Origin of the sequence: Quadrisphaera sp. GCM10027208 (assembly GCF_042658805.1) — a bacterium.
Lineage (GTDB): Bacteria > Actinomycetota > Actinomycetes > Actinomycetales > SCSIO-59966 > SCSIO-59966.
Map to the genome: position 1 here is coordinate 187,945 of NZ_JBHSRC010000005.1, position 23,584 is coordinate 211,528.

The 23,584-nt window shown below is 74.0% G+C and carries 19 protein-coding genes; 10 read left to right on the forward strand and 9 right to left on the reverse strand.

All coding sequences use genetic code 11. From position 1 onward, the window contains the following. Positions 1-1,269, forward strand: coding sequence for a class I SAM-dependent methyltransferase (locus ACFP6A_RS10125; RefSeq protein WP_379603393.1), 1,269 nt, complete (start codon positions 1-3; stop codon positions 1,267-1,269). Between the two features lie 29 nt (positions 1,270-1,298). Here the strand turns inward: ACFP6A_RS10125 and ACFP6A_RS10130 are convergent, their stop codons facing one another. Both ACFP6A_RS10130 and hrpA read right to left on the reverse strand, forming a co-directional pair. Then, the gene (locus tag ACFP6A_RS10130; protein WP_379603394.1) at positions 1,299-1,763 is read right to left on the reverse strand and encodes an ATP-binding protein; all 465 of its coding nucleotides are present in this window, start codon (positions 1,761-1,763) and stop codon (positions 1,299-1,301) included. A gap of 309 nt (positions 1,764-2,072) precedes the next feature. Next, entirely contained in the window at positions 2,073-6,077 is a 4,005-nt protein-coding gene (gene hrpA / locus ACFP6A_RS10135) for an ATP-dependent RNA helicase HrpA (protein ID WP_379603395.1), read from the reverse strand. Positions 6,078-6,133: 56 nt separating this feature from the next. Here hrpA and ACFP6A_RS10140 point away from each other — a divergent pair, with 56 nt between their 5' ends. After that, positions 6,134-6,979, forward strand: coding sequence for an NAD-dependent protein deacetylase (locus ACFP6A_RS10140; RefSeq protein ID WP_379603396.1), 846 nt, complete (start codon positions 6,134-6,136; stop codon positions 6,977-6,979). 22 nt (positions 6,980-7,001) lie between these two features. Here ACFP6A_RS10140 and ACFP6A_RS10145 read toward each other — a convergent pair whose 3' ends face one another. Beyond that, positions 7,002-9,029 carry a SpoIIE family protein phosphatase gene (locus ACFP6A_RS10145; protein ID WP_379603397.1) on the reverse strand — a complete coding sequence of 676 codons (2,028 nt, stop codon included), beginning with the start codon at positions 9,027-9,029 and terminating at the stop codon, positions 7,002-7,004. 183 nt (positions 9,030-9,212) lie between these two features. Between ACFP6A_RS10145 and ACFP6A_RS10150 the strand changes: the two genes are divergently transcribed. Further along, a complete protein-coding gene (locus tag ACFP6A_RS10150; protein ID WP_379603398.1) occupies positions 9,213-10,340 on the forward strand; it encodes a Vms1/Ankzf1 family peptidyl-tRNA hydrolase in 1,128 nt (375 codons plus the stop codon). A 4-nt stretch (positions 10,341-10,344) separates the two neighbouring features. Further along, positions 10,345-11,301 carry a DUF72 domain-containing protein gene (locus tag ACFP6A_RS10155; protein ID WP_379603399.1) on the forward strand — a complete coding sequence of 319 codons (957 nt, stop codon included), beginning with the start codon at positions 10,345-10,347 and terminating at the stop codon, positions 11,299-11,301. Here ACFP6A_RS10155 and ACFP6A_RS10160 read toward each other — a convergent pair. Genes ACFP6A_RS10160 through ACFP6A_RS10170 form a run of 3 tightly spaced genes read right to left on the reverse strand, consistent with a single transcriptional unit; the run spans position 11,253 to position 13,767 of the window. Beyond that, a complete protein-coding gene (locus ACFP6A_RS10160) occupies positions 11,253-11,948 on the reverse strand; it encodes a hypothetical protein (protein WP_379603400.1) in 696 nt (231 codons plus the stop codon). The two genes, ACFP6A_RS10155 and ACFP6A_RS10160, sit on opposite strands and share 49 nt — an antisense overlap. Further along, positions 11,945-12,757, reverse strand: a complete 813-nt coding sequence (gene folP, locus ACFP6A_RS10165) for a dihydropteroate synthase (protein ID WP_379603497.1) — start codon at positions 12,755-12,757, stop codon at positions 11,945-11,947. Before folP ends, ACFP6A_RS10160 begins: the two co-directional genes overlap by 4 nt. A 41-nt stretch (positions 12,758-12,798) precedes the next feature. Further along, positions 12,799-13,767: a glucosyl-3-phosphoglycerate synthase gene (locus ACFP6A_RS10170; RefSeq protein WP_379603401.1), complete on the reverse strand. Its 969-nt coding sequence runs from the start codon at positions 13,765-13,767 to the stop codon at positions 12,799-12,801. A gap of 56 nt (positions 13,768-13,823) precedes the next feature. Between ACFP6A_RS10170 and ACFP6A_RS10175 the strand changes: the two genes are divergently transcribed. From ACFP6A_RS10175 to ACFP6A_RS10200, 6 genes are all read left to right on the forward strand, one after another. Beyond that, on the forward strand, positions 13,824-15,002 hold the full coding sequence (locus ACFP6A_RS10175) for a zinc-dependent alcohol dehydrogenase (RefSeq protein ID WP_379603402.1): 1,179 nt from the start codon (positions 13,824-13,826) through the stop codon (positions 15,000-15,002). Positions 15,003-15,021: 19 nt separating this feature from the next. Continuing rightward, positions 15,022-16,068 carry an App1 family protein gene (locus tag ACFP6A_RS10180; protein WP_379603403.1) on the forward strand — a complete coding sequence of 349 codons (1,047 nt, stop codon included), beginning with the start codon at positions 15,022-15,024 and terminating at the stop codon, positions 16,066-16,068. A 75-nt stretch (positions 16,069-16,143) separates the two neighbouring features. After that, positions 16,144-17,175, forward strand: coding sequence for an L-glyceraldehyde 3-phosphate reductase (gene mgrA, locus ACFP6A_RS10185; protein ID WP_379603404.1), 1,032 nt, complete (start codon positions 16,144-16,146; stop codon positions 17,173-17,175). Continuing rightward, positions 17,172-17,699 carry a shikimate kinase gene (locus ACFP6A_RS10190; protein WP_379603405.1) on the forward strand — a complete coding sequence of 176 codons (528 nt, stop codon included), beginning with the start codon at positions 17,172-17,174 and terminating at the stop codon, positions 17,697-17,699. The genes mgrA and ACFP6A_RS10190 overlap by 4 nt, the downstream gene beginning before the upstream one ends. Then, positions 17,699-18,739, forward strand: a complete 1,041-nt coding sequence (locus ACFP6A_RS10195; protein WP_379603406.1) for a zinc-dependent alcohol dehydrogenase family protein — start codon at positions 17,699-17,701, stop codon at positions 18,737-18,739. The genes ACFP6A_RS10190 and ACFP6A_RS10195 overlap by 1 nt, the downstream gene beginning before the upstream one ends. A gap of 37 nt (positions 18,740-18,776) precedes the next feature. Next, positions 18,777-18,980, forward strand: a complete 204-nt coding sequence (locus tag ACFP6A_RS10200) for a hypothetical protein (RefSeq protein ID WP_379603407.1) — start codon at positions 18,777-18,779, stop codon at positions 18,978-18,980. A 388-nt stretch (positions 18,981-19,368) separates the two neighbouring features. On the opposite strand, the gene ACFP6A_RS10205 is transcribed toward ACFP6A_RS10200, so the two are convergent. The 3 genes from ACFP6A_RS10205 to ACFP6A_RS10215 all read right to left on the reverse strand — a co-directional run bounded on the left by ACFP6A_RS10205 (position 19,369) and on the right by ACFP6A_RS10215 (position 23,500). After that, the gene (locus ACFP6A_RS10205; protein WP_379603408.1) at positions 19,369-21,498 is read right to left on the reverse strand and encodes a RecQ family ATP-dependent DNA helicase; all 2,130 of its coding nucleotides are present in this window, start codon (positions 21,496-21,498) and stop codon (positions 19,369-19,371) included. A gap of 80 nt (positions 21,499-21,578) precedes the next feature. Further along, positions 21,579-22,514 (reverse strand): carbohydrate ABC transporter permease, encoded by a 936-nt coding sequence (locus tag ACFP6A_RS10210; protein WP_379603409.1) that lies wholly within the window; start codon positions 22,512-22,514, stop codon positions 21,579-21,581. Continuing rightward, on the reverse strand, positions 22,511-23,500 hold the full coding sequence (locus ACFP6A_RS10215; protein WP_379603410.1) for a carbohydrate ABC transporter permease: 990 nt from the start codon (positions 23,498-23,500) through the stop codon (positions 22,511-22,513). The genes ACFP6A_RS10210 and ACFP6A_RS10215 overlap by 4 nt, the downstream gene beginning before the upstream one ends. Positions 23,501-23,584 lie beyond the last annotated feature (84 nt).

The following is a 23,584-nucleotide window of genomic DNA, read 5'->3' on the forward strand; positions in this document are numbered from 1 at the left end:
ATGACCACAGTCGCGGACATCGTCGACGCCGTGACCGACGGACCGCTGCCGCTGCGGCTCACGGCCTACGACGGCAGCGACGTCGGGCCCCGTGACGCGCCGTTCCGTCTGCACGTGGCCTCCGAGCGGGGGCTGTCGTACGTGCTGACGGCCCCGGGAGACCTCGGCCTGGCGCGTGCCTACGTCAGCGGCGACATCGAGGCGCACGGCGTGCACCCCGGCGACCCGTACGAGCTGCTGCGGGCCGCTGAGGAACTGCCGCTGCGACGTCCGTCGCCGGCGGAGGTGCTGGCGCTGGCACGGGAGCTGGGTCTGAGTCGGCTGCGTCCGCCCCAGCCGCCGCCGCAGGAGTCCCTGCCGCGCTGGCGGCGCACCCTGCAGGGTCTGCGGCACTCCAGGTCGCGGGACGCCGCGGCGATCCAGCACCACTACGACGTCTCGAACTCCTTCTACGAGAAGGTGCTCGGCCCGTCGATGACGTACACGTGCGCCCTCTACCGCAGTCCCGACGACAGCCTGGAGACCGCGCAGGAGGCGAAGTACGCCCTGGTCGCCGACAAGCTCGGGCTGCGGCCCGGTATGCGTCTGCTCGACGTCGGCTGCGGGTGGGGTGGCATGGTGCGGCACGCGGCGCGGGAGCACGGCGTGCGCGCCCTCGGCGTCACCCTGTCCCGCCAGCAGGCGACGTGGGCGGCAGAGGCGATCAAGAAGGAGGGGCTCGACGACCTGGCCGAGGTGCGCTACCTCGACTACCGGGACCTGCCGACCGACGCTCCTTTCGACGCGATCAGCTCGATCGGGCTCACCGAGCACATCGGGGTAGAGAACTACCCCGACTACTTCCGCCGGTTGCGCCAGCTGCTGGTGCCCGGTGGCCGGCTGCTCAACCACTGCATCACCCGCAGCGACAGCCGTGCCTCGCACCGCACCGGGGCGTTCATCGACCGGTACGTGTTCCCGGACGGCGAGCTCGCGTCCCCTGGCCGGCTGATCACCGAGATCCACGACGCCGGGTTCGAGGTGCAGCACGACGAGAACCTCCGGCAGCACTACGCGCTGACCCTCGCTGCCTGGTGCCGCAACCTTGTCGACCGGTGGGACGAGTGCGTCGCTGACGTCGGTGAGGGAACGGCGCGGGTGTGGGGCCTGTACATGGCCGGCTCCCGGTTGTCGTTCGAGCGCAACGCCCTGCAGCTGCACCAGGTGCTGTGCACCCGCACCGAGGCGGGCGCACCAGACTTTCCGCTCCGCCCGGACTGGACCCCGTGACCCCAGGCCGAGGGTGAGTCCAGCGGGGCTCAGCGCAGCGCCCGCTCCATCCGCACGACGGTCCCCGCGTCGGTGGAGATCCGCACCTGGTTCATCGCCCGGCGGATGAGCCGGAGCCCGTGACCGCGGTGCGGCTCGCTCGGAGAGTCGTCCCAGCGGCCGGCGTCCTTCACCTCCAGGTGCACTCGCCCGTCCCGCACCGCGGCCGAGACCTGCACCTCGCCGTCCGGGGAACCGTGCTCGACGGCGTTGGCTACGGCTTCCGAGCAGGCCAGGACGACGAGCTCCACGTCGTCGTCGGGGGCGTCGTGGGTCCGCAGCCAGTCGGCGAGCCGCCGCCGCATCCTCGACAGGTCCGGCCGGTCTGGTCGGACGACGTGCTCGAAGGTGCCCGCCCCGCCACCGGCCACCGGCTCTCCCGGTGGGAGCGGTGGACCCGGCACCGCGGACGACGGGTCGCCGACGGTGCCGCCCGGGGTCTCGGGGCGCGCCACCCGGCGAGGGTACGGCGTGCCCTACCCAGCCGCCCGTCGGAGCCCCCCGCCCCACCTCGTGATCATGCAATCCCGCCACCCCGTCCCCGTCCCGTGATCATGCAATCCCGCCACCCCGCCCCCGTCCCGTGATCATGCAATCCCGCCACCCCGCCCGCGGCGTTGCTGGCCGTGGCGTCCCACGCCGGGTCGGGCGCCTTCACAGAATGCTGCGCTCGGCACAACTTTCCCGGCGTGTCGCGCCACCAACCCAGCATTCTGCGAGCCGGACGGTGGCTTTCCGGGGTGGCGGAATGGTGGGGCACGAGGTCAGGGGGACAGTGCGGCCAGGGCCTTGCGGATCCGCTTCTCGGACACCGGGTGCGCGGTGCCCACGCCCTGGGCGAACAACGACACCCGCAGCTCCTCGAGCATCCACCGCACGGCGACCACGTCGTCGTCCTCCCGGCGGTGCTCGGACAACCGGTCCACCGCCCGGGCGTACTCCTGCGCCAGCCGCTGGACGACGCCGGTGCGGTCCCGGTCCCGCGCCGGGTCCTCCGGCAGCTTGTCGAGCCGCCGGTGCAGGGCCCGCAGGTAGCGCAGCAGGTCGGGAAGCCGCCGCGCTCCGGTGGCCGTGACGAACCCGGGGTGCACGAGGGCGTCGAGCTGGGCCCGGGCGTCGGCCAGCGAGGGCAGCAGCGGCAGGGACGCCGCGGCGTCCAGCCGGACGGCGACGGCGTGGGTGTCCGCGAGCACCCGGGCCACGGTTCGGACGACGTCGGCGAGCACCGGCTCGGCGGAGCCGCGGACGTGCGCTGCGAGCCGCTCCCAGCCGGCCGCGTCCCACACCGGCGCGCCACCCGTCGTCATCAGCGTGTCGACGGCGCACGCGGCGCAGTCCTCGAGCAGCCGGTCGACGCTGCCGTGCGGGTTGCGCGTCAGCGCGAGCCGGCCGGCGTTGTCCAGCACCTCGCGGGCCACCCGACCCGGACTGGGCACCTCAGTCAGCAGCAGCCGCCGCTGGCCGGCCCAGGTGGCCCGCCGCTGCTCGGCCTCGGTGGGCAGCACCCGGACGTCGACCCGGCCACCGGCGTCCACCAGGGCCGGGTACCCGCGCACGAGGTGGCCGGAGGCGGTGACCTGCTCGACCACCCGGGGCAGCGCGTCGACGTCCCACTCGGTCAGGCCGGTGCGCTCCAGGGGCGACATGGCCCCACCGGCGGACGTCGTCCCACCGGCGGACGTCGTCCCCCCGGCGGACGTCGTCCCCCCGGCTGGCTCCGGTGACCCGGCGGCCGTCACCGCCCGGGCGACCGCCCGGGCCACCGCCTGGGCCACCTCTGGTGCCAGCCGGCGGCGCAGGGCCTCGAGGTCCTTGCCCTCTGCGAGCCGGCGGCCGGAGTCGTCCTCGACCCGGAACGTGACGCGCAGGTGGTCCGGGACCCCGGTCGGGTCCCACGCGTCGTCGGGCACGTCCACGCCGGTGGTGCGGTGCAACTCGTCGGCGACGGCACGGGTCAGCGTTCGGCCGTCCGGCTCGGCGGGCAGCCGGGCCAGCACCTCGCGGGCGCGGTCCGGGGCGGGCACGAGCTGCTTGCGCACCGGTTTGGGCAGGCCTCTGATCAACGCGGTGACGAGGTCCGCCCGCAGCCCGGGGACCTGCCAGTCGAACCCCGACGCGGTCACCTGGTTGAGGACGGCCAGCGGGACGTGCACGGTGACCCCGTCGGCGTCCGACCCCGGCTCGAACTGGTAGCTCAGCGGCAGCACGATCGGCCCCTGTCGCCACGTCCGCGGGTAGTCGCGCTCGTCGACGTCCCCGGCCTCGGGGTTGACCAGCAGGTCGAGGTCGAAGGTCAGCAGGTCCGGGTGCCGGTGCCGCTCCCGCTTCCACCAGGCGTCGAAGTGGCGGGCCGACACGACGTCGGCCGGGACCCGCCGGTCGTAGAAGTCGAACAGCGTCTCGTCGTCGACGAGGATGTCCCGGCGGCGGGCCCGGTGCTCGAGGTCCTCGACGTCGGCGAGCAGCTCGCGGTTGCGGTGGAAGAACCGGTGGTGGGTGTCCCAGTCCCCCTCGACGAGTGCGTGCCGGATGAACAGCTCCCGCGAGGTCTCGGGATCGACGGCGGCGTACCCGACGCGCCGCGCGGCGACGAGCGGCACCCCGTAGAGCAGCACCTTCTCCTGCGCCATCACCGCGCCCTGCTTCTTGGACCAGTGCGGCTCGCTGTAGACCCGTTTGACGAGGTGCCCGGCGATCGCCTCGGCCCACTCCGGCTCGATCCGGGCCACCTCACGGCCCCACAGCCGCGAGGTCTCGACGAGCTCGGCGGCCATCACCCAGGCCGGCGGCCGACGGAAGAGCGCCGACCCGGGGAAGACGGCGAACCGGGTGCCCCGCGCCCCCAGGTAGTAGTTGCGGTCGCCCTGCTTGAGGCCGATGTGCGACAGCAGCCCGGCGAGCAGCGACCGGTGCACCTGCTCCGGCGTGGCAGGGGTGCGGTTGACACTCACGTCCACGTTCCGCGCGACCTCGCGCAGCTGGGCGTACAGGTCCTGCCACTCGCGCACCCGCAGGTAGCTGAGGAACTCCGTGCGGCACATCCGGCGAAACGCGCTTGAGGACAACGCCTTCTGCTGCTCGGTGACGTGGTTCCACAGGTTGAGGTAGGCCAGGAAGTCGGACGTCTCGTCGCGGAACCGGCGGTGCGCCTCGTCGGCCGCCTGCTGCCGGTCCGCCGGGCGCTCACGCGGGTCCTGCACCGACAGCGCCGCCGCGATGACGAGGACCTCGTGGACGGCGCCGTTCGCGTCCGCCTCCAGGACCATCCGGCCCAGCCGCGGGTCGACGGGGAACTGGGCGAGCCGGCGTCCGAGCGGGGTGAGACGCCGGCGCGGGTCCTTCTCGTCCGGGTCGATGGCGCCGAGCTCGTGGAGCAGGGCGAGGCCGTCACGGACCTGCCGCGGGTCGGGCGGGTCGACGAACGGGAAGGCCGCGACGTCACCGAGACCGAGGGCGGACATCCGCAGGATGACCGAGGCGAGGTTGGTCCGCAGGATCTCCGGGTCGGTGTACTCCGGGCGGGAGAGCAGGTCCTCCTCGGAGTACAACCGGACGGCGACGCCGTCGGCGACCCGGCCGCAGCGGCCGGCCCGCTGCCGCGCCGACGCCTGGGACACCGGCTCGATCGGCAGCCGCTGCACCTTCGTGCGGTGGCTGTACCGGGAGATCCGGGCGGTGCCCGCGTCGACGACGTAGCGGATCCCGGGGACCGTCAGCGAGGTCTCGGCGACGTTGGTGGCGAGCACGACCCGGCGGCCGGGGTGCGGGCTGAACACCCGGTGCTGCTCCGCGGCGCTGAGCCGGGCGTACAGCGGCAGGATCTCGGTGCCGCGCAACGACATCGCCCGCAGGGCGTCCGCGGTGTCCCGGATCTCCCGCTCCCCGGAGAGGAAGACCAGGACGTCGCCGGGCGCCTCGTCCGCGAGTCGCGACACCGCGTCACAGACCGCCTGTACCTGGTCGGTCTCCTCCGGGTCGTACGGCTCGTAGCGCACCTCGACGGGGTACGTGCGGCCGGACACCTCGATCACGGGGGCCCCGTCGAAGTGCCGGGAGAACCGGTCCGGGTCGATCGTCGCCGAGGTGATGACCACCTTGAGGTCCGGGCGGCGGGGGAGCAGCTGCTTGAGGTAGCCGAGCAGGAAGTCGATGTTGAGGCTCCGCTCGTGCGCCTCGTCGATGATGATGGTGTCGTAGCGCAGCAGCGACCGGTCGTTCTGGATCTCGGCCAGCAGGACGCCGTCCGTCATCACCTTGACGAGCGTGTCCTGCCGGGAGGAGTCGGTGAACCGGACCTTGTAGCCGACCACGCCGCCCAGCTCACCACCGAGCTCCTCGGCGACCCGTTCGGCCACTGACCGCGCGGCGATCCGGCGTGGCTGGGTGTGGCCTATCGTCCCGCGCACCCCACGGCCCAGGTCGAGGCAGATCTTCGGCAGCTGGGTGGTCTTGCCCGACCCGGTCTCCCCGGCGACGACCACGACCTGGTGGTCGCGGATCGCGGCGGCGATCTGCTCCCGGTGCCGGCTGACCGGCAGCTCCTCGGGGTAGCTGACCTGCGGGACGGCCGCGCGCCGGCGGGCCACCCGCTGCTCGGCCTGCTCGAGCGCGGCCTCGACCTGGGTCAGTGCCCGCCCCTTGCGGGCCTCGTCGCGCAGCGACCGCACGCCGTCCAGCCGTCGGCGCAGCCGACGCTCGTCCGCCAGCGTCAGCCGGGCCAGGCGCCCGTGCAGGCTCTGGAGCGGGTCCACCGCAGGCAGCGCCGACATGACCGGGCCAGGGTACGCCGCACCCTGGGGGCCGACGCGAACGTAGGCTTCCGTCCGTGGCAACGGGACTGGGCGGCCTGGTCGAGCTGGTGGCCGGGGGCGGCGTGCTCGTGCTCAGCGGCGCCGGCCTGTCCACCGACTCCGGCATCCCGGACTACCGGGGGCCGACCGGGTCGCTGCGGCGCGGCAGCCCGATGACGTTCCAGGAGTTCACCGGGTCGGCGGCGGCCCGGCGCCGGTACTGGGCCCGCAGCCACCTCGGCTGGCGGACGATCGCACGGGCGCGGCCCAACGCCGGTCACGACGCCGTCGCCCGGCTGCAGCACCGCGGTCTCGTCGACGCCGTCATCACCCAGAACGTCGACGGCCTGCACCAGGCCGCCGGCTCGAGCGACGTCGTCGAGCTGCACGGCGGGCTGGACCGGGTGGTGTGCCTGTGCTGCGGCGACGTCACCTCGCGGGCCGGGCTGGACGCCCGGCTCACGGTGGCGAACCCGGGCTTCGGAGCGGACGTCGAGCGGGTCAACCCCGACGGGGACGCCGAGGTGCCCGACGAGGTGCTCGAGGACTTCGTCGTCGTCGACTGCCTGCGCTGCGGCTCCGGCCCGCTCAAGCCGGACGTCGTGTTCTTCGGCGAGCGGGTGCCGCCCGACCGCACCGAGCGCTGCTTCACGCTGGTGGACGCCGCCCGCGCCGTCGTCGTCCTCGGATCGTCCCTGACGGTCATGTCGGGGTACCGGTTCGTGCTGCACGCCTCCCGCCGCGGCATCCCGGTCGCCGTCGTCAACCGCGGCCCCACCCGCGCCGACGACCGTGCCGACGTGCGGGTCGACGCGCCGCTGGGGGACGTGCTGCCGGTGCTGGCGGCCCGACTGGCCGTCCCGGCGGACCGGACAGCCTGACCCTGCCCGTCAGGCGCTTCGGTCAGGCGCTGAGGGAGAACCAGACGCTCTTGCCCGGGCCGGAGGGATCGATGCCCCAGGAGTCGGCGACGGCGGAGACGATCGCCAGGCCGCGCCCCGACGTCCGCCACACGCTGTCCTCACCGGTCAGGTCGTCGGTCCTGGGCTGCGGGACGTGCACGCTGGTGTCGGACACCGCGACGGTCAGCTCGGCGTCCGAGCCGGTGACCGTCACCACGACGGACCCGCCCACGTGCACGACCGCGTTCGTGATCAGCTCGCTGACGAGCAGCTCGACCTCGTCGGCCCGCTCGTGCCAGCCCCAGTCGCGGACCTGGTCGGTGATCGCCCGCCGCATCGCGCGCACCGCCGCCGCGTCCGTCGTCGCCGCCTCGAAGGTGGCCTGGCGCACGGCCGGGCCGCCGTCGCTGCCGGTGCGCTCCAGGACGAGCAGGGCGACGTCGTCCTCCCTGGCCGGGTCGTGCCCGATGAGGGCGTCGGCGAACGCCGGCAGCGGCTCCCGGACGGCGGAGCGGGCCCGGGCGAGCAGGGCCGCCTCGCCACGTCCGAGGTCCAGGTCGCGGCGCTCGACGAGGCCGTCGGTGTAGAGGACCACCCGGCAGCCCTCGGTCAGCGGCACCCAGGTGACCGGGTAGGACGCCTGGGCGTCGATGCCCAGCGGAAGCCCGCCCGGGACGTCGAGCGACCCGGCCGTGCCGTCCGGCATGACGAGCAGCGGCTGCGGGTGCCCGGCCCGCACGATGGTGAGCCCGTCGTGGGTCGCGTCCAGCGCGGCGTAGGTGCACGTGACGAAGGAGTCCGCGCCCGCGGTGAGCAGGAACCGGTTGGCCCGGGCGACGATGGTGGCCGGGTCGTGCCCCTCGGCGGCGTAGGCCCGCAGCGCCCCGCGAACCTGGCCCATCAGTGCCGCGGCCGCCGCGGAGTGGCCCTGGGCGTCGCCGATGACGATGCCGGTGCCCCCCTTGGGCAGAGGGATGACGTCGTAGAAGTCGCCGCCGACCTCGAGGCCCGCGACGGCCGTCTGGTACCGGACCGCGATGGCGCAGCCGGGGACGTCCGGCAGGTGCTGCGGGAGCAGGGACCGTTGCAGGGTCCGGGTCAGCGACCGTTCGGCGGCCAGCACCTCGGAGCGGGCGACGGCCTGGGCCAGCAGGCCGGACAGCGTCGTCAGCAGCGCCCGCTCGGAGACCGTGAACCGGTGCGGGCCGTCGAAGCTCAGGCACCACGACCCGATCACCTCGCCCCCGGCGATCATCGGCAGGAACGCCCAGGCCCCCTTGCCCGCGGCTCGGGCGACCGCCTGCCGCTGCGGGTAGCGGGCGACGTAGTCCTCGAAGGTCTCGACGAAGATCGGACTGCGTTCCAGGACCGCCTCGACCATCGGTGAGCGCTCGGACATCGGCTGGTCCTGCAGCACCTCCCGGACGGGGTCGGGGTAGCCGCGGCTGGACGCCAGCCGCAGCCGGGGCCCGTCCGCGAGCGAGATCAGCAGGCCCTGAGCGTCGAACGCCTGCAGCTGTCGCTCCATCACCGCGGTGACGTCCGCGACGGTCACCGCGCCGGCGAGCGCCGTCGCCGCCTCCTCGACGGCCCGGGCCTGCACGACCCGCAACGGCACCCGGGAGGCCGGGGCGGGCCGGAGGGACCAGGCGTCCTCGGCGTCCGGCAGCACCTGGACGACGAACAGCTCCCGGTCGGCCACGTCTCCCGGGACGTCCCACAGGAGCAGGGTGACGACGCGTTCGCGGCCGTCGGCGCGCACGACCCGGCGGCGCAGCCGGCGGCCGTCCTCACCGGTGCTGCTCGGGGCGAGGGCACCGTCCACCGGCTGCTCGTCGGCCCGGTCGGCGGGCCGCAGCCACGAGGTCAGGACGGCGCCGGGCAGGTCCTCGGCGGCGGTGCCGAGCAGCCGGCCCATCGCCGGGTTGGCGTGCACGACGACGGCGTCGGCGTCGATGACGCACATGCCGTACGGGGAGGCGTCGGAGACCGCGGTGAGGACGCGACCGATCGTGGCCTCGTCGAGCATCCGACCGCGCCTCCACCTCGCACGTCTCCGGCGGGGTGCCGGACCGGGACTCACTGTAACGGTGGGTGACGCTGCCGCGCCGCCGTTGAGGACCCGGTGCCGAACGGTCTCCGGTGGCCGGTTCGCCGCCGTCGTGATCGGGTAGCAGCAGGACCGACAGGCCCGTCGCAGAGAGGAGACCCGATGCAGACCGGTTGGCTCCAGGAGGTCGTCGAGGCCGACGGCCCGTTCGCCAGCGTCCACCTCGACGTCACCCGCGACCAGCCCACCTCGGCCGAGGAGCTCCGGCTGCGGTGGGCTGCTGTGCGTCAGTCGCTGCTGGACCAGGGCGCGCCGCAGGACGTCGTCGGCGTCGTCGAGGACGTCGTGCTGTCCGAGACGGGCCTGCCCGGGGAGCAGGGTCGCACGGTGATCGCCGGCCCCGCCGGCGTCGTCCTGGACCGCATCCTGCCCCGCCGACCGGTGCGCGACAGCGGCTCCTACGGCCCGGTGCCCCACCTCATGCCCCTGGTCCGCGGGCTCGTGGACGCCGTCCCCTACGCGGTGGTCGAGGTCGACGCGGCGGGCGCCGACGTCACCCTCGTCGACGCCCTCGGCCAGCCGGTGCTCGAGCGGGAGATCGAGGGCGGTCACGACGTGCTGCACAAGTTCGGCGGCGGGGGGTGGTCGCACCGCCGGTTCCAGATGCGGGTCGAGGACTCCTGGGAGCGCAATGCCGCCGCGGTCGCCGACGGTCTGGACCGGGTCGTCGCGCAGCACCGGCCCGCGCTGCTGCTGCTCGCCGGCGACCCGCAGGTCCGCAGCCTCGTCCACCGGCACGCCACCGGCCGGGTCGCCGAGCTGCTGACCGACCTCGAGAGCGGAGGCCGCGCCGAGGGGGTGCACGAGGAGGCGTTCCAGGAGGCGGTGGAGGGGGCGCTGCGCCGGCACCGGCAGGCCGCGATGGGCGAGCTGCTGGCCCGGTACACCGAGCACCTGGGCCGGGACGACTCGGTGGCCCACGGGCTGCCGGCCGTCGTCGAGGCGCTGCGCGCCGGTGCCGTGGACGTCCTGCTGCTCGCCGACGACCCGTCCTCGACCGAGCGGCTGTGGGCCGGTGACCAGCCGCTGCAGATCGGCCGGACCGAGCAGGAGGTCGCCGCCCTGGGTTCCACGTCGGCGACGAGCGACCGGGCCGACGCGGTCCTGCTGCGGGCCCTGGTCGCCCAGCGCGGCGACATCGAGCTCGTCGAGGGCACCGACGTCCTGGACGGGGGCGTCGGCGCGCTGCTGCGCTTCGACGTCCGTCCGCCGGTACCCGGCCGTTCCTGACCCGATGGCCAGCCGGTCCGTCGTCCGGGTCGGGATCTCCGGGTGGCGGTACCGCCCGTGGCGGGGGGTGTTCTACCCGCCCGGGCTGCCTGCGGGACGCGAGCTGGAGTACGCGGCGCAGCGGATGAGCACCCTGGAGGTCAACGGGTCCTTCTACGCGCTGCAGCGGCCGACGACCTACCTCACCTGGCGCGCGCAGACACCGGACGGGTCGGTCCTCGCCGTCAAGGGCGGCCGGTTCATCACCCACATGAAGAAGCTCCGGGACGTCGAGGTGCCGCTGGCCAACTTCCTGGCCTCCGGGCCGCTCGCCCTCGGGGACCGGCTCGGCCCCTTCCTGTGGCAGCTGCCGCCCACGCTGGGGTTCGACCCTGGGCGGCTCGGGGCCTTTCTCGACCTGCTGCCCCGGACGACGACCGAGGCCGCCGTGCTGGCGGCCGGGCACGACGAGCGCCTCGCGGACCGGTCGTGGACGACGACGGACGCCGACCGCCCGCTGCGGCACGCGGTCGAGGTGCGCCACCCGAGCTTCGTCACCGACGCGTTCCCGGACCTGCTGCGGGACAAGGGGATCGGGCTCGTCGTGGCGGACACCGCCGGGCGGTGGCCGCTGTTCCTGCAGGCCACCGCCGACTTCGTCTACGTCCGCCTGCACGGGGACACCGAGCTGTACGCCAGCGGCTACTCGGCCGACGCGCTCGACCTGTGGGCGCAGCGGGTCCGCCGGTGGGCCGGTGACGGCCGGGACGTCTACGTGTACTTCGACAACGACGCCAAGGTCCGTGCCCCGTTCGACGCCCTGGCCCTGTCCGAACGCGTCCGCGACCTCGTCCCCGCGCCGTGGGGTGACGCGCCGGCCGGCTCCCCGGGCACCGGTCCGGGCCCTGGTCCGGGCGCCGGTCCGGGCGCCGGTCAGCGGGAGGGGCCGGACGACCTGTCCGACCAGGTGGCGACGACGTAGGCCACCCCGAACGGGTCGTCGGCGTACCGGACCTGCGCCGGTGGCAGGCCGTCGAGCAGCCCGGCGAGCACGTGCCAGGCGACGGCGCCGGCGGCGAGCAGCTCCGCGGCGGTGTCGTCGTCGACCTGGGCGAGCGTGGCGGTGTCCGCAGCGCGCAGGGCGGCGAGCACGGCGTCGTCGAACGGCACCGCCCGCTCGTCCACGTACCCGGGGGCCTTGACCCCCCGGCGGGCGCTGCCGTCGCCGAGCACCAGCACCGGGTCGCCCCCGGCCGACAGCTGCCGGCCGAGGGCGACCCGGTCGGCGAGAGCGGACGACGCCGCGACGGCGTGCTCGGTCACCGGGCCGGTCCACCCGGTGCCGGCTAGCAGCGCGCGCCCCACGAGCAGCGGCAGCGGGGCGGCGGACAGCGGGCCTGCCCGGTCCGCGGTGGGTGCCGGTCGGTTCGCGCCGGGGGCGAAGGACGCCGCGTCGACGGCCGGGCCGTCTGCGCCGACGAGGTGCACCCTGCCCGGCCGGTCGGTGAGCAGGACGCCGACCGCGTCCCGGCAGGCCGCCCGCAGGTCGGCCACCGGGTCGGCGGCGCCGGTGAGCCCGGGCAGGAGCAGCGGAGGGTGCGGGCACAGCGCCACCGGCGGACGGCTCACGCCAGACCCCGCACCGTGCGTGCCGGCGGCCGCGTCCCGCGCAGGGTGGCCACCATGTCGAGCACCTCGCGGGTCTGGACCACCTCGTGCGCCCGGTAGACGCGGGCGCCGTGCCAGGCGCACACGGCGGTCGCAGCGAGCGTCCCGACCAGGCGCTCGGTCACCGGCGCGTCGAGGGTCTCGCCGACGAAGTCCTTGTGGGACAACGACACCAGCACCGGCCAGCCGGTGGCGACCACCTCGTCGAGCCGGCGGGTGACCTCCAGGGAGTGCCAGGTGTTCTTGCCGAAGTCGTGGCCCGGGTCGATGAGGACCGACTCGGGTGCGACGCCGAGGCCGACGGCCCGGCGGGCCAGGGCCGTGGTCCGCTCGACGACGTCCGCGACGACGTCGTCGTAGGCGACCCGGTGCGGCCTCGTGCGTGGCTGCTGGCCTCCGGCGTGGGTGCACACCAGACCCACGTCGTGGGCGGCGGCGACCTCTGCCAGCGCCGGGTCCACCCCGCCCCAGGCGTCGTTGAGCAGGTCGGCGCCCTCGCCGCAGACCACCCGGGCGACCTCCGAGCGCCAGGTGTCCACGCTGATGACGACGTCGGGGTGCCGGTCACGGACCCGGGCGACGAAGCCGGCGGTCCGGCGGATCTCCTCTGCGGCGTCCACCTCCTCGCCCGGCGCGGCCTTGACCCCGCCGACGTCCACGATCTGCGCCCCGGCGGCGACCACCTCGTCCACCCGGTCCAGCGCGGCGTCCTCGGCGTACGTGGCGCCCCGGTCGTAGAACGAGTCCGGCGTCCGGTTCACGATCGCCATGACGAGCAGCTCGCTGTCGCCGAACACCCGCCGGCCCAGCCTCAGCACCCCAGCACCTCCTGCAGCGCGGGCCGTTCGGCGACCGGCACCGGCCGGGCCCGCCAGCCCCCCTCGGACCGGCGGTACTGGTGCAGCACCGGCTCGGCGGGGACGCCCCGCGGCGCCGCGCGCCGGGCGTCGGCGACCGCGAGCAGCTCGCCGGCCATGACGGCCAGGTCGTGCACGGCCTGGTGGCGGTGGCCGCGGCTGCCCAGGTCCACCTGGGCGACGGCGTCCAGCCCGTACCGGTCGGCGGTGTCGATGAGGGTGGCCAGCTCGACGCCGTACCCGACCGGGAACGGCAGCTCGACGGCCAGCGACCGGCGCACCGCCCACTCGCCGGCCAGCGGCTGGACGACCGCGGCCAGGTGCGGCCACCACAGCGACAGCAGGGGGCGGGCGACGAGCTCGGTGACCCTGCCGCCGTCCGTCGACGAGCTACCGCCGGCCGGGGCGGTGCCGCCGCCGGCAGGCGCCGCTGCCTCGTCGAGCAGCCGGTCGTAGAAGGCCTTGACCAGCCGCACCCCCGGGTCGGCCAGCAGCGGGCCCAGCAGCCCGGTGACGAAGTGCGGGCCCCACTCGGTGAGGTCGGCGTCGACGAACACGAGCACGTCGCCGGTGGTGACGAGCAGCGACTTCCACAGCGCCTCGCCCTTGCCCGGCAACGTGCCCAGCTCGGGCGCCACGTCCCGGGAGGCGTGGACGACGGCTCCGGCTGCCGCCGCGACCGCGGCGGTGTCGTCGGTGGAGTCGGAGTCGATGACGACGAGCTCGTCGACCAGGCCCACGTCGAGGACGTCCCGGCGCAGGGTGCCGACGACGTCTCCGATCGTGTCCGCCTCGTCCCGGGCCGGGACGATCACGCTCACCCTGGTGCCGGTCTGCGCGCGTAGCCGCAGGCACCGCTCCAGGGGCCAGTCCCCGGCAGTCGACGTGCGCCGCTCGAACCAGTCCGCCGCCCGCGCATCCACGACAGGAACGTAACTGGTGAAGGTTTCGGGGCGCGGGGTGCGGGTACGTCGGGGGCATGCGAGCGGTGACGTGGCAGGGCAAGCGGTCGGTCAGCGTCGAGACGGTCCCGGACCCGCGCATCGAGGAGCCCACCGACGCGATCATCCGGGTGACGACCACCGGGCTGTGCGGGTCGGACCTGCACCTCTACGAGGTGCTCGCACCCTTCCTCGACCCCGGTGACGTCCTGGGTCACGAGCCGATGGGCGTCGTGGAGGAGGTTGGACCCGGCGTCCCCGGTCTGCGGCCGGGAGACCGGGTCGTCGTCCCGTTCACCATCTCCTGCGGGTCCTGCTGGATGTGCGAGCGCGGCCTGCAGTCCCAGTGCGAGACGACGCAGAACACCGACCAGGGCAAGGGCGCGTCGCTGTTCGGCTACACGAAGCTCTACGGCCAGGTCCCCGGCGGGCAGGCCGAGTACCTGCGGGTGCCGCAGGCCCACTACGGGCCGATCACGGTCCCCGACGGCCCGCCGGACGACCGGTTCGTCTACCTCTCCGACGTGCTGCCTACGGCGTGGCAGGCGGTGGAGTACGCCGACGTCCCGGACGGCGGGACGCTCGTCGTCCTCGGCCTGGGGCCGATCGGTGACATGGCCGCCCGGGTCGCCGCGCACCGGGGGCACCGGGTGATCGGCGTCGACCTCGTCCCCGAGCGCCTCTCCCGGGTCCGCTCGCGCGGGCTGGAGACGATCGACCTGAGCGCCGTGGACGACGTCGGGGACGCCGTCCGTGAGCTCACCGCCGGCCGCGGCGCCGACTCCGTCATCGACGCCGTCGGCATGGAGGCGCACGGCTCGCCGGTCGCCAAGAGCGCCCACCAGGTCGTCGGTCTGCTGCCCGGTCCCCTAGCCCGGCAGGTGATGGAGACGCTCGGTGTGGACCGGACGAGCGCCCTGCTCACCGCGATCGACGCGGTCCGCCGCGGCGGGACGGTGTCGCTGTCCGGCGTCTACGGCGGGATGGCCGACCCGTTGCCGATGATGCAGATGTTCGACAAGCAGATCACCGTGCGGATGGGGCAGGCGAACGTGCGGCGCTGGGTCGAGGACATCCTGCCGCTGCTCACCGACGACGACCCGCTCGGCGTCCAGGACTTCGCCACCCACCGGCTGCCCCTGGAGCAGGCGCCGCAGGCGTACGAGATGTTCCAGAAGAAGCAGGACGGTGCGGTGAAGGTGCTCTTCCAGCCGTGAGGCGGCAGACTCCGGCCGTGTGACCGAGTCCAGGGCCAAGCCGCACCTGGCCGCCGTCCTGGAGGCCCGTGCGGACGCCGTCGTCGAGCAGGTCCTGCGTGGACGGGGCTGGGTTCCGCACGTCGTCGCCTACCCCGGGTACGGCTCGGTCGCCCGTGACGGCGCGCCCGGCTGGGTCCGGGTGCTCGGACGGGTGCTGCTCTCGCGCCCGGGGACCGCCGGCCGGCCGCGCCGGCAGGGGCTCGTCCGGGGGTGGCGCAGCTTCGCCACCGCACCCGTCGCGGGCGCGCACGTGGTGGTCACTGCCGGGTCGTCCACCCGGACGGTGAGGACCAACCGCAGCGGGTACGTCGACGCCGTCGTCGAGTGCGACCTGCCCGCCGGTACGCACGAGGTGACGCTCCGGCTGCCCGACGGGGAGCCCGCTTCGGCCGTCGTCACCGTCGTCGGCGCGCAGCAGACCCTCGGCGTGGTCAGCGACATCGACGACACCGTCATGATCACGTCGTTGCCGCGCCCGCTCATCGCCGCCTGGAACACCTTCGTCCTGCACGAGCAGGCCCGGTACGTGGTGCCGGGGATGGCGCCGCTGTACCGGGAGATCGTCGTCCGGCAGCCGGGGACGCTCGTGGTCTACCTGTCGACCGGGGCGTTCAACGTGGCCCCGACGCTGTCCCGGTTCCTCACCCGCCACGGGTACCCGGCCGGGCCGCTGCTGCTCACCGACTGGGGCCCCACGAACGCCGGGTGGTTCCGCTCCGGGCGCCAGCACAAGGCGGCGACGCTGCGCCGGCTGGCCCGTGAGCTGCCCCAGGTGCGCTGGCTGCTCATCGGGGACGACGGGCAGCACGACCCGGACATCTACCTGGACTTCGCCCGGGAGTACCCCGAGCACGTGCGTGGGATCGCGATCCGTCAGCTGACCACGGGGGAGCGGGTGCTGTCCCGGGGCACGACCGGCCCGAGGCCGGAGGACCACGGGCCCGCTGAGGCTCCGGTGCCGGAGGTCCGCGCTCCGGACGGCACCGGCCTCGGCGACGCGCTGCGCCGCGCCGGGCTGCTGTGAGGGACGCCGCCTGGGGTTGAGTCGGCAGCCTGGGGTCGAGTCGGCAGTCCGGGGAGGTCCTGCCAGGATGGGCGGATGAGCTACCCGGCGGCACCGGACCGGTACGACACGATGACCTACCGCCGGTGCGGGCGCAGCGGCCTGGACCTGCCGGTGGTCTCCCTCGGGCTGTGGCACAACTTCGGTGACGACCGGCCGCTGGACACCCAGCGGGCCATCCTGCGTCGCGCGGTGGACCTCGGCGTCACCCACATCGACCTGGCGAACAACTACGGGCCGCCGTACGGCTCCGCGGAGCTGAACTTCGGCCGGGTGATGCGCGAGGACCTGCGGCCGTACCGGGACGAGCTCATCGTCTCGACGAAGGCCGGCTACGACATGTGGCCGGGCCCGTACGGGCAAGGTGGCGGGTCGCGCAAGTACCTGCTGGCCAGCCTGGACCAGTCCCTTCGGCGTCTCGGCCTGGACTACGTCGACATCTTCTACTCCCACCGGTACGACCCGACGACTCCGCTGGAGGAGACGATGGGCGCGCTGGACACCGCCGTCCGCTCCGGCAAGGCCCTGTACGTCGGGATCTCCTCCTACGGTCCCGAGCGCACCCGCGAGGCCGCCAGGATCCTGTCGGACCTCGGCACACCGCTGCTGATCCACCAGCCGTCCTACTCGATGCTCAACCGGTGGATCGAGACCGAGGGGCTGCTCGACGTCCTGGAGGAGGTTGGCGCCGGCTGCATCGCGTTCTCGCCGTTGGCTCAGGGGATGCTGACGACGAAGTACCTGGACGGCGTGCCCGAGGGGTCCCGGGCAGCCCGCGACAGCTCTCTGTCGAGCGAGCTGCTCACGCACGAGGCGCTCGAGCACGTCCGGGCGCTCAACGGGATCGCGGCCGCTCGCGGTCAGACCCTGGCGCAGATGGCGCTGGCCTGGGCGCTGCGCGACGAGCGGGTCACCTCGGTGCTCATCGGTGCCAGCAGCGTGCAGCAGCTGGAGGAGAACCTGGGAGCGACGCGGGCGCCGGCGTTCACCGACGACGAGCTGGCCGCGATCGACGAGCACGCCGTGGACACCGGGATCGACCTGTGGGCGTCCTCCCGGCAGGCATGACGGTGCGCGACCGGGCCGTCGTCGTGCTCGGGCTGATGGGCTCCGGCAAGAGCACCGTGGCCTCGGAGCTCGCCCGCGCGCTGGACCGGCCGCTGCGCGACAGCGACACCGACCTGCTGCGTGAGCACGGCATCGACACCGCGACGCTCGCCGACCGGGACGGGGTCGACGCCCTGCACCGGTGGGAGGCCGAGCACCTCCTCGCCGGCGTGGCGGAGCGCCCTGCGGTGGTGGTCGCGGCAGCGGCCAGCACCGTGGAGGTGCCCAGGTGCCGGGCGGCGCTGGCGGACGCGTTCGTCCTGTGGCTCGACGCCGCGCCGGAGGTGCTCGCGGTGCGGTTCGGTGCCGGCGACTACCGGCCCCGGTTCGGCAGCGACCCGCTGGAGCTGCTGCGTCGTCAGGACCCGGTGCGCCGGCCGCTGTTCGCGCAGGTCGCGGACGTCGTGCTGGACGCCTCGGCGCCGGTCGAGGAGGTCCTCGCCAGGGCGCGTGCCGCCGTCGGCGTCGACCCGGCGGGTCCCTGATGCGCGCGGTCGTGGTCGAGGAGTTCGGCGTGCTGCCGGTGCTGCGGGAGGTGCCCGACCCGGTGCCGTCGCCGGCCGGCGTGGTGGTCCGGGTCGAGGCCACCGGCATCTGCCGCAGCGACTGGCACGCCTGGCAGGGGCACGACCCCGACGTCGTCCTGCCGCACGTGCCGGGGCACGAGCTCGCCGGCACGGTCGTTGCCGTCGGCCCTGACGTCGTCCGCTGGACCGTGGGGCAGCGGGTCACCGTCCCGTTCGTCTGCGCCTGCGGGACGTGCGAGGTCTGCCGGGCCGGCGACGGCCAGGTGTGCCCGCACCAGACCCAGCCGGGCTTCACCGGGTGGGGGTCCTTCGCCGAGCTCGTCGCCCTCGAGCACGCCGACACCAACCTCGTCGCACTGCCTGACGACCTCGACTCGGTCACCGCAGCGGGCCTGGGCTGCCGGGTCGCCACGGCCCACCGCGCCGTCGTGACGCGCGGTCGGGTCCAGCCGGGGGAGTGGCTCTCCGTGCACGGCTGCGGCGGTGTGGGCCTGGCGGCCGTGGCCATCGGCGTCGCGGTCGGAGCGCGCGTCGTCGCCGTGGACGTCCGCCCCGAGGCGCTGTCCGCGGCGCGGGAGCTCGGCGCCGAGGTGGTGCTGGACGCCGCCACGGACGGCCACGTGCCCGCTGCTGTCGTCGCCGCCACCGGGGGCGGAGCACGCGTCGCCCTCGACGCGTTCGGCTCCGCCGTCACCTGCGCCGACTCGGTGCTCTCGCTGCGCCGGCGCGGCCGCCAGGTGCAGGTGGGGCTGCTGCCGGCCGCGACCGGCCACCCGCGGGTCCCGATGGAGCGGGTCATCGCCTACGAGCTGGACCTCCTGGGCAGTCACGGCATGCCAGCCGCCGACTACCCGCCCCTGCTCGACCTCGTCACCTCCGGTCGGCTGCCCCGGGCTGCCCTGGTGCACCGGACCGTGGCGCTCGAGGAGGTGCCGGCGGCGCTGGCCGCCCTCGGCGAGGGGCGCCTCGGCGCCGGGATCACGGTGGCCGTGCCGTGAGGTGCCGGGTCGGGGGACCGCCGGTACGTTCGGTGTCATGAGTGACGAACCGCTGGAGCGTTCGCGGGAGGCCGTGGAGCGGGCGAAGGAGGCCGCCGACCGGGCGGCGCAGACCGAGCCCTTCCACCGCGAGGAGCCCGAGGAGGAGCGGCGCACCGCCCCGGAGCCGCAGGCGGCGTCCAAGCACCCTGCCGACGGCGACGGCAGCGCGCCGGACCCCCACGACCCCCCCTCCCCGTGATCATGCAATCCCGCCACCCCAGGCCGGCACCCCCCGGTGATCATGCAATCCCGCCACCCCAGGCCGGCACCTCCCGGTGATCATGCAATCCCGCCACCCCCGGCCGGCACCCCCGGCCGGCACCCCCCCGTGATCATGCAATCCCGCCACCCCAGCACGAAGTGCTGGCTGCGGCATCGTTCTAGCGGCGTGTCGTGCCTGCGACCCAGCATTCTGCGAGGTGGCGGACCCGGGAGCCGTGCGGCCAGGGTGGCGGGATTGCATGATCACGAACAGGGGATTCGCAGCTGATCACGAAGGGTGGTCGACGGATCGTGACGGGGTTAGTCGACTGATCACGCAGAGCGGCCTGGGCTGCCCCGCAGAGGGGTCAGGCGGCGGCGAGGGGTCAGGCGGCGACGGCGAGGGCGAACGGCAGTACGCCACCCGCACCGGCCACTCGCAGCAGCCGCCCCGCGACCGTCAGCGTCCACCTGGAGTCGACGAGGTCGTCGACGAGGAGCACGGGCGCCGGAGCGAGCCGGCGCACCTCCGCGGCCATGTCCGGCGGCACCTCGAACCGGTCCCACACGCCCGCTAGCCGGAAGGCGCTGTTGCCACCGCGGGCACCGACCGGACCACCGTCGACGGCAACGAGCGACCCGAGCACCGGCAACCTGCCCAGTGCCCCGATCTGCTCGGCGACCGAGGCGACGAGGCGCCCGCGGCGGCGCGACGGGACCGTCACGACGGCGGCCGGCCGCACCTGCCAGCCCCACCCGGCCAGGACGTCGACGCAGGCCCGGACGAGCTCGTCGTCGGCGGGACGGTCCTCGGCCTCGTCCGCGAGCAGTCCCCGCAGGCGCTGCCCCCAGCCCAGGTCGGTGAGCCGTGCGACGGCGCGTCCCGGCGCCACCTGCTCCTGCACGGGGATCCGTCCCTGGACGGGGACGCCGAGCCGGCTCATCCCGGTGGGCCACGTCGTCCGGGGGTCGACCTGCACCCCCACCCGGCGGATCGCGGCGCCGGCCGACTGTCGTACCTCGGTGGGGACCGCGGTGGGGTACCAGGGCCCGGCGCAGACGTCGCAGCGGCCGCACGGTGCGGCGGTCTCGTCGTCGAGCTGCTGCTGGAGGAACGCCATCCGGCAGGTCGCGCCGTGCTGGTAGGCGACCATGGCGTCCTGCTCCGCCACGCGTGCCTGCGCCACCCGCTCGTACCGCTCGGCGTCGAAGACCCACGGCCGGCCGGTCGCCGTCCAGCCGCCGCCCACGCGCTGGACGGCGCCGTCCACGGCGAGGACCTTGAGCAGCAGCTCCAGCCGCGTGCGGCGGACGTCGGCGACCGTCTCCAGCGCAGGGACGGACAGCGGCTGGTCTGCTGCGGCCAGCGCGGCGAGCACCGCCTCGGCGTCCTCGCGGCGGGGCATGGCCGCGGTGGCGAAGTAGCGCCAGATCTCACGGTCCTCCGGACCCGGCAGCAGCAGCACGTCCGCCGTGCTCACCGCACGACCGGCCCGACCCACCTGCTGGTAGTAGGTCACCGGTGAGGACGGCGCTCCGAGGTGCACGACGAAGCCGAGGTCCGGCTTGTCGAAGCCCATGCCCAGCGCCGAGGTCGCCACCAGCGCCTTGACCCGGTTGTCGCGCAAGGCCTCCTCGGCCTCGCGGCGCTCGGTGTCGTCGGTGCGGCCGGTGTAGACCCGGACGTCGTGACCGGCCTCGCGCAGCAGCGCGGCAGTGTCCTCCGCGGCGCTGACGGTGAGCGTGTAGACGATCCCGCTGCCGGGCAGTGCGGGCAGGTGCGTGGCCAGCCAGCCGAGCCGGTCCTCGGCACTCGGCAGCCTCAGCACACCGAGACGCAGCGAGGTGCGGGCCAGCGGCCCCCTGATCGTCGTGACCGGCACGCCGCCGCGACCCAGCTGCTCGGCCACGTCCTCGACGACCCGGGCGTTCGCCGTCGCCGTGGTGGCCAGAACCGGCGTGCCCGCGGGCAGACGGTCGAGCAGGTCACCGATCCGGCGGTAGTCCGGCCGGAAGTCGTGCCCCCAGTCGGAGACGCAGTGCGCCTCGTCGACGACGAGCAGCCCGCAGCGCCGAAGCAGGTCGGGCAGCTGCTCGGCGGCGAACCGCGGGTTGGTGAGTCGCTCCGGTGACACCAGCAGGACGTCGACCTCGTCGCGGTCGAGCGCGGCCGCCACGTCGTCCCACTCGGTGACGTTCGAGGAGCTGATCTCCACCGCGCGCACTCCGGCGCGGCCCGCGGCCGTCACCTGGTCGCGCATCAGGGCGAGCAACGGGGACACCAGTAGCGTCGGGCCGGCGCCGCGGCCGCGCAGCAGCGCGGTGGCGACGAAGTACACCGCGGACTTCCCCCACCCGGTGCGCTGGACGACCAGGGCCCGGGCGCGGTCCTCGACCAGCACCCGGACCGCGTCGTCCTGGCCCTCACGGAAGGTCGCGTCCTGGTTCCCGGTGAGGCGGCGCAGCAGGCGCAGGGCGTCCTCGGACGCGGGGACAGGGGGTGCGGCGCTCGGCATGCGGCGAGCGTAGGGGCGGCCGCCGACAACGAGGTCGACCGGCCGCCCCTCCGCGCTTCCGGGCGCGCCGTCCCGGTGGATCAGCCCTTCACGCCACCGGCGAGCAGTCCCCGCACGAAGTACCGCTGCAGGGTGACGAACACGATGAGCGGGACGATCATCGCGATGAACGCGCCGGCTGACAGCAGGTGCCACTCCGACCCGCGGGTGCCGACCATGTTCGCGAGCTGCACGGTGAGCGGGGCGACGTTCTGGTCGCCGCCGGCGAAGGTCAGGGCCACCAGCAGGTCGTTCCACACCCAGAGGAACTGGAAGATGCCGAACGCGGCGATGGCCGGCACGAGCAGCGGGAACAGCACCTGGAAGAAGATCTTCACGTGTCCCGCGCCGTCCATCCGGGCGGCCTCGATGAGCGAGCGCGGGATGTCCTTCATGAAGTTGTGCAGCAGGAAGATGGCCAGCGGCAGCGCGAAGATGGAGTGGGACAGCCAGACCGTCCAGAACGAGCCGGCCAGCCCCCAGTCGACGTAGAGGGTCAGCAGCGGGATCAGCGTCACCTGGATCGGGACGATCTGCAGGGCGAAGACGGCGACGAACAGCGTGTCCCGTCCCTTGAAGTCGATCCACGCGAAGGCGTACGCCGCCAGCAGCGCCAGCGTGATCGGGATGACCACGGCGGGGATCGTGATGACGACGGAGTTGACGAAGAACGTGGAGAAGTTCACGCCGGTGCCGAAGAGCGCCTGCTCGTAGTTGGCGAGCGTGACCTCCGGATTGAAGGGGAACTCCCACCACCCCGAGCTGCGGATGTCGATCTCCGGCCGGAACGACGTGATGAGCAGGCCGAGAGTCGGGATCGTCCACAGGATCGCCATGACGATGGCGATGCCCGACGCCCACGGGGAGCTGAGCTTCGTCTTCGCCTCGGCGGAGCGCTGGGCTCGTTTCGCCGCCTTGCGGCTCTGGCGCGAGGTCTCGACGGCGGTGGCGGTGGCGGCGGGTGTGGTCGTGCTCACCGGATCTCCTCGGAGAGGCGCATCTGCCGGACGTTGTAGACGACGATGGGGATGACGAGCACGAAGAGGATGACGGCGAGCGCGGCTCCCAGGCCGGTGTTGAACTGCCGGAAGGCCTGCACGTAGAACTCGTTCGCGACCACGCTGGTCTGGAAGTTCCCGCCGGTCATCGTCCGGACGATGTCGAAGACCTTCAGCGTGACGATCGCGATGGTGGTGAAGACGACGACGATCGCGGGGCGGATGCTCGGCACGGTCACGTAGCGGAACATCCGCACGCCGCCGACGCCGTCGAGACGAGCGGCCTCGATGATGTCGTCGGGGATGGCCTTGATAGCCGCGGAGAGCACGGTCATGGCGAAGCCGGCCTGGATCCAGATGAAGACGACGATGAGGAAGAACGTGTTCCACGGCGTGCTGATGAGGAACTGGTAGGGCTCCAGGCCGAGCCAGACGAGCACCTGGTTGGCCAGGCCGATCTGGCTGACGCCCGGCTGGTCGGGACGGAACTCGTAGACGAACTTCCAGATGACGCTCGCACCGACCATGGAGATGGCCATCGGCAGGAAGATCAGCGCCTTGGCGAACGACTCGAAGCGTGAGCGGTCGACCAGGACGGCGTAGACGAGGCCGAGGAACGTCGCCGCGATCGGCACGACGAGCACCCAGATCGCCGTGTTCCGCAGGACGATCTGGAAGCCCTCCTGGGTGAAGATGGTCTCGTAGTTGGCCAGGCCGATGAAGTTCTGCCCGTTCTTGTCGTAGAAGGAGTCCACGATCGTGCGGATCGCCGGGTAGATGAGACCGAGGAGCAGCATCAGCACGGACGGGCCGAGGAAGCCGGCCACGACCACCCAGTTCGGGATGCGTTTGGGCCGGTCGACGGCGAAGAGGATGCCGGCCATGACGACGACGAACAGCGCGATGGCGAACGCCATCACGAGGAACTTCTCGCCGGGCGTCCCGGCGTCGAGCAACCAGTCCATCTCGTTCTCCTCGCTGCGTGCCGCCCGGACCGGAAGTGCCGGGGCCACCTTGCCACAGGCCCCGGCACTCCCGGCCGGACGACG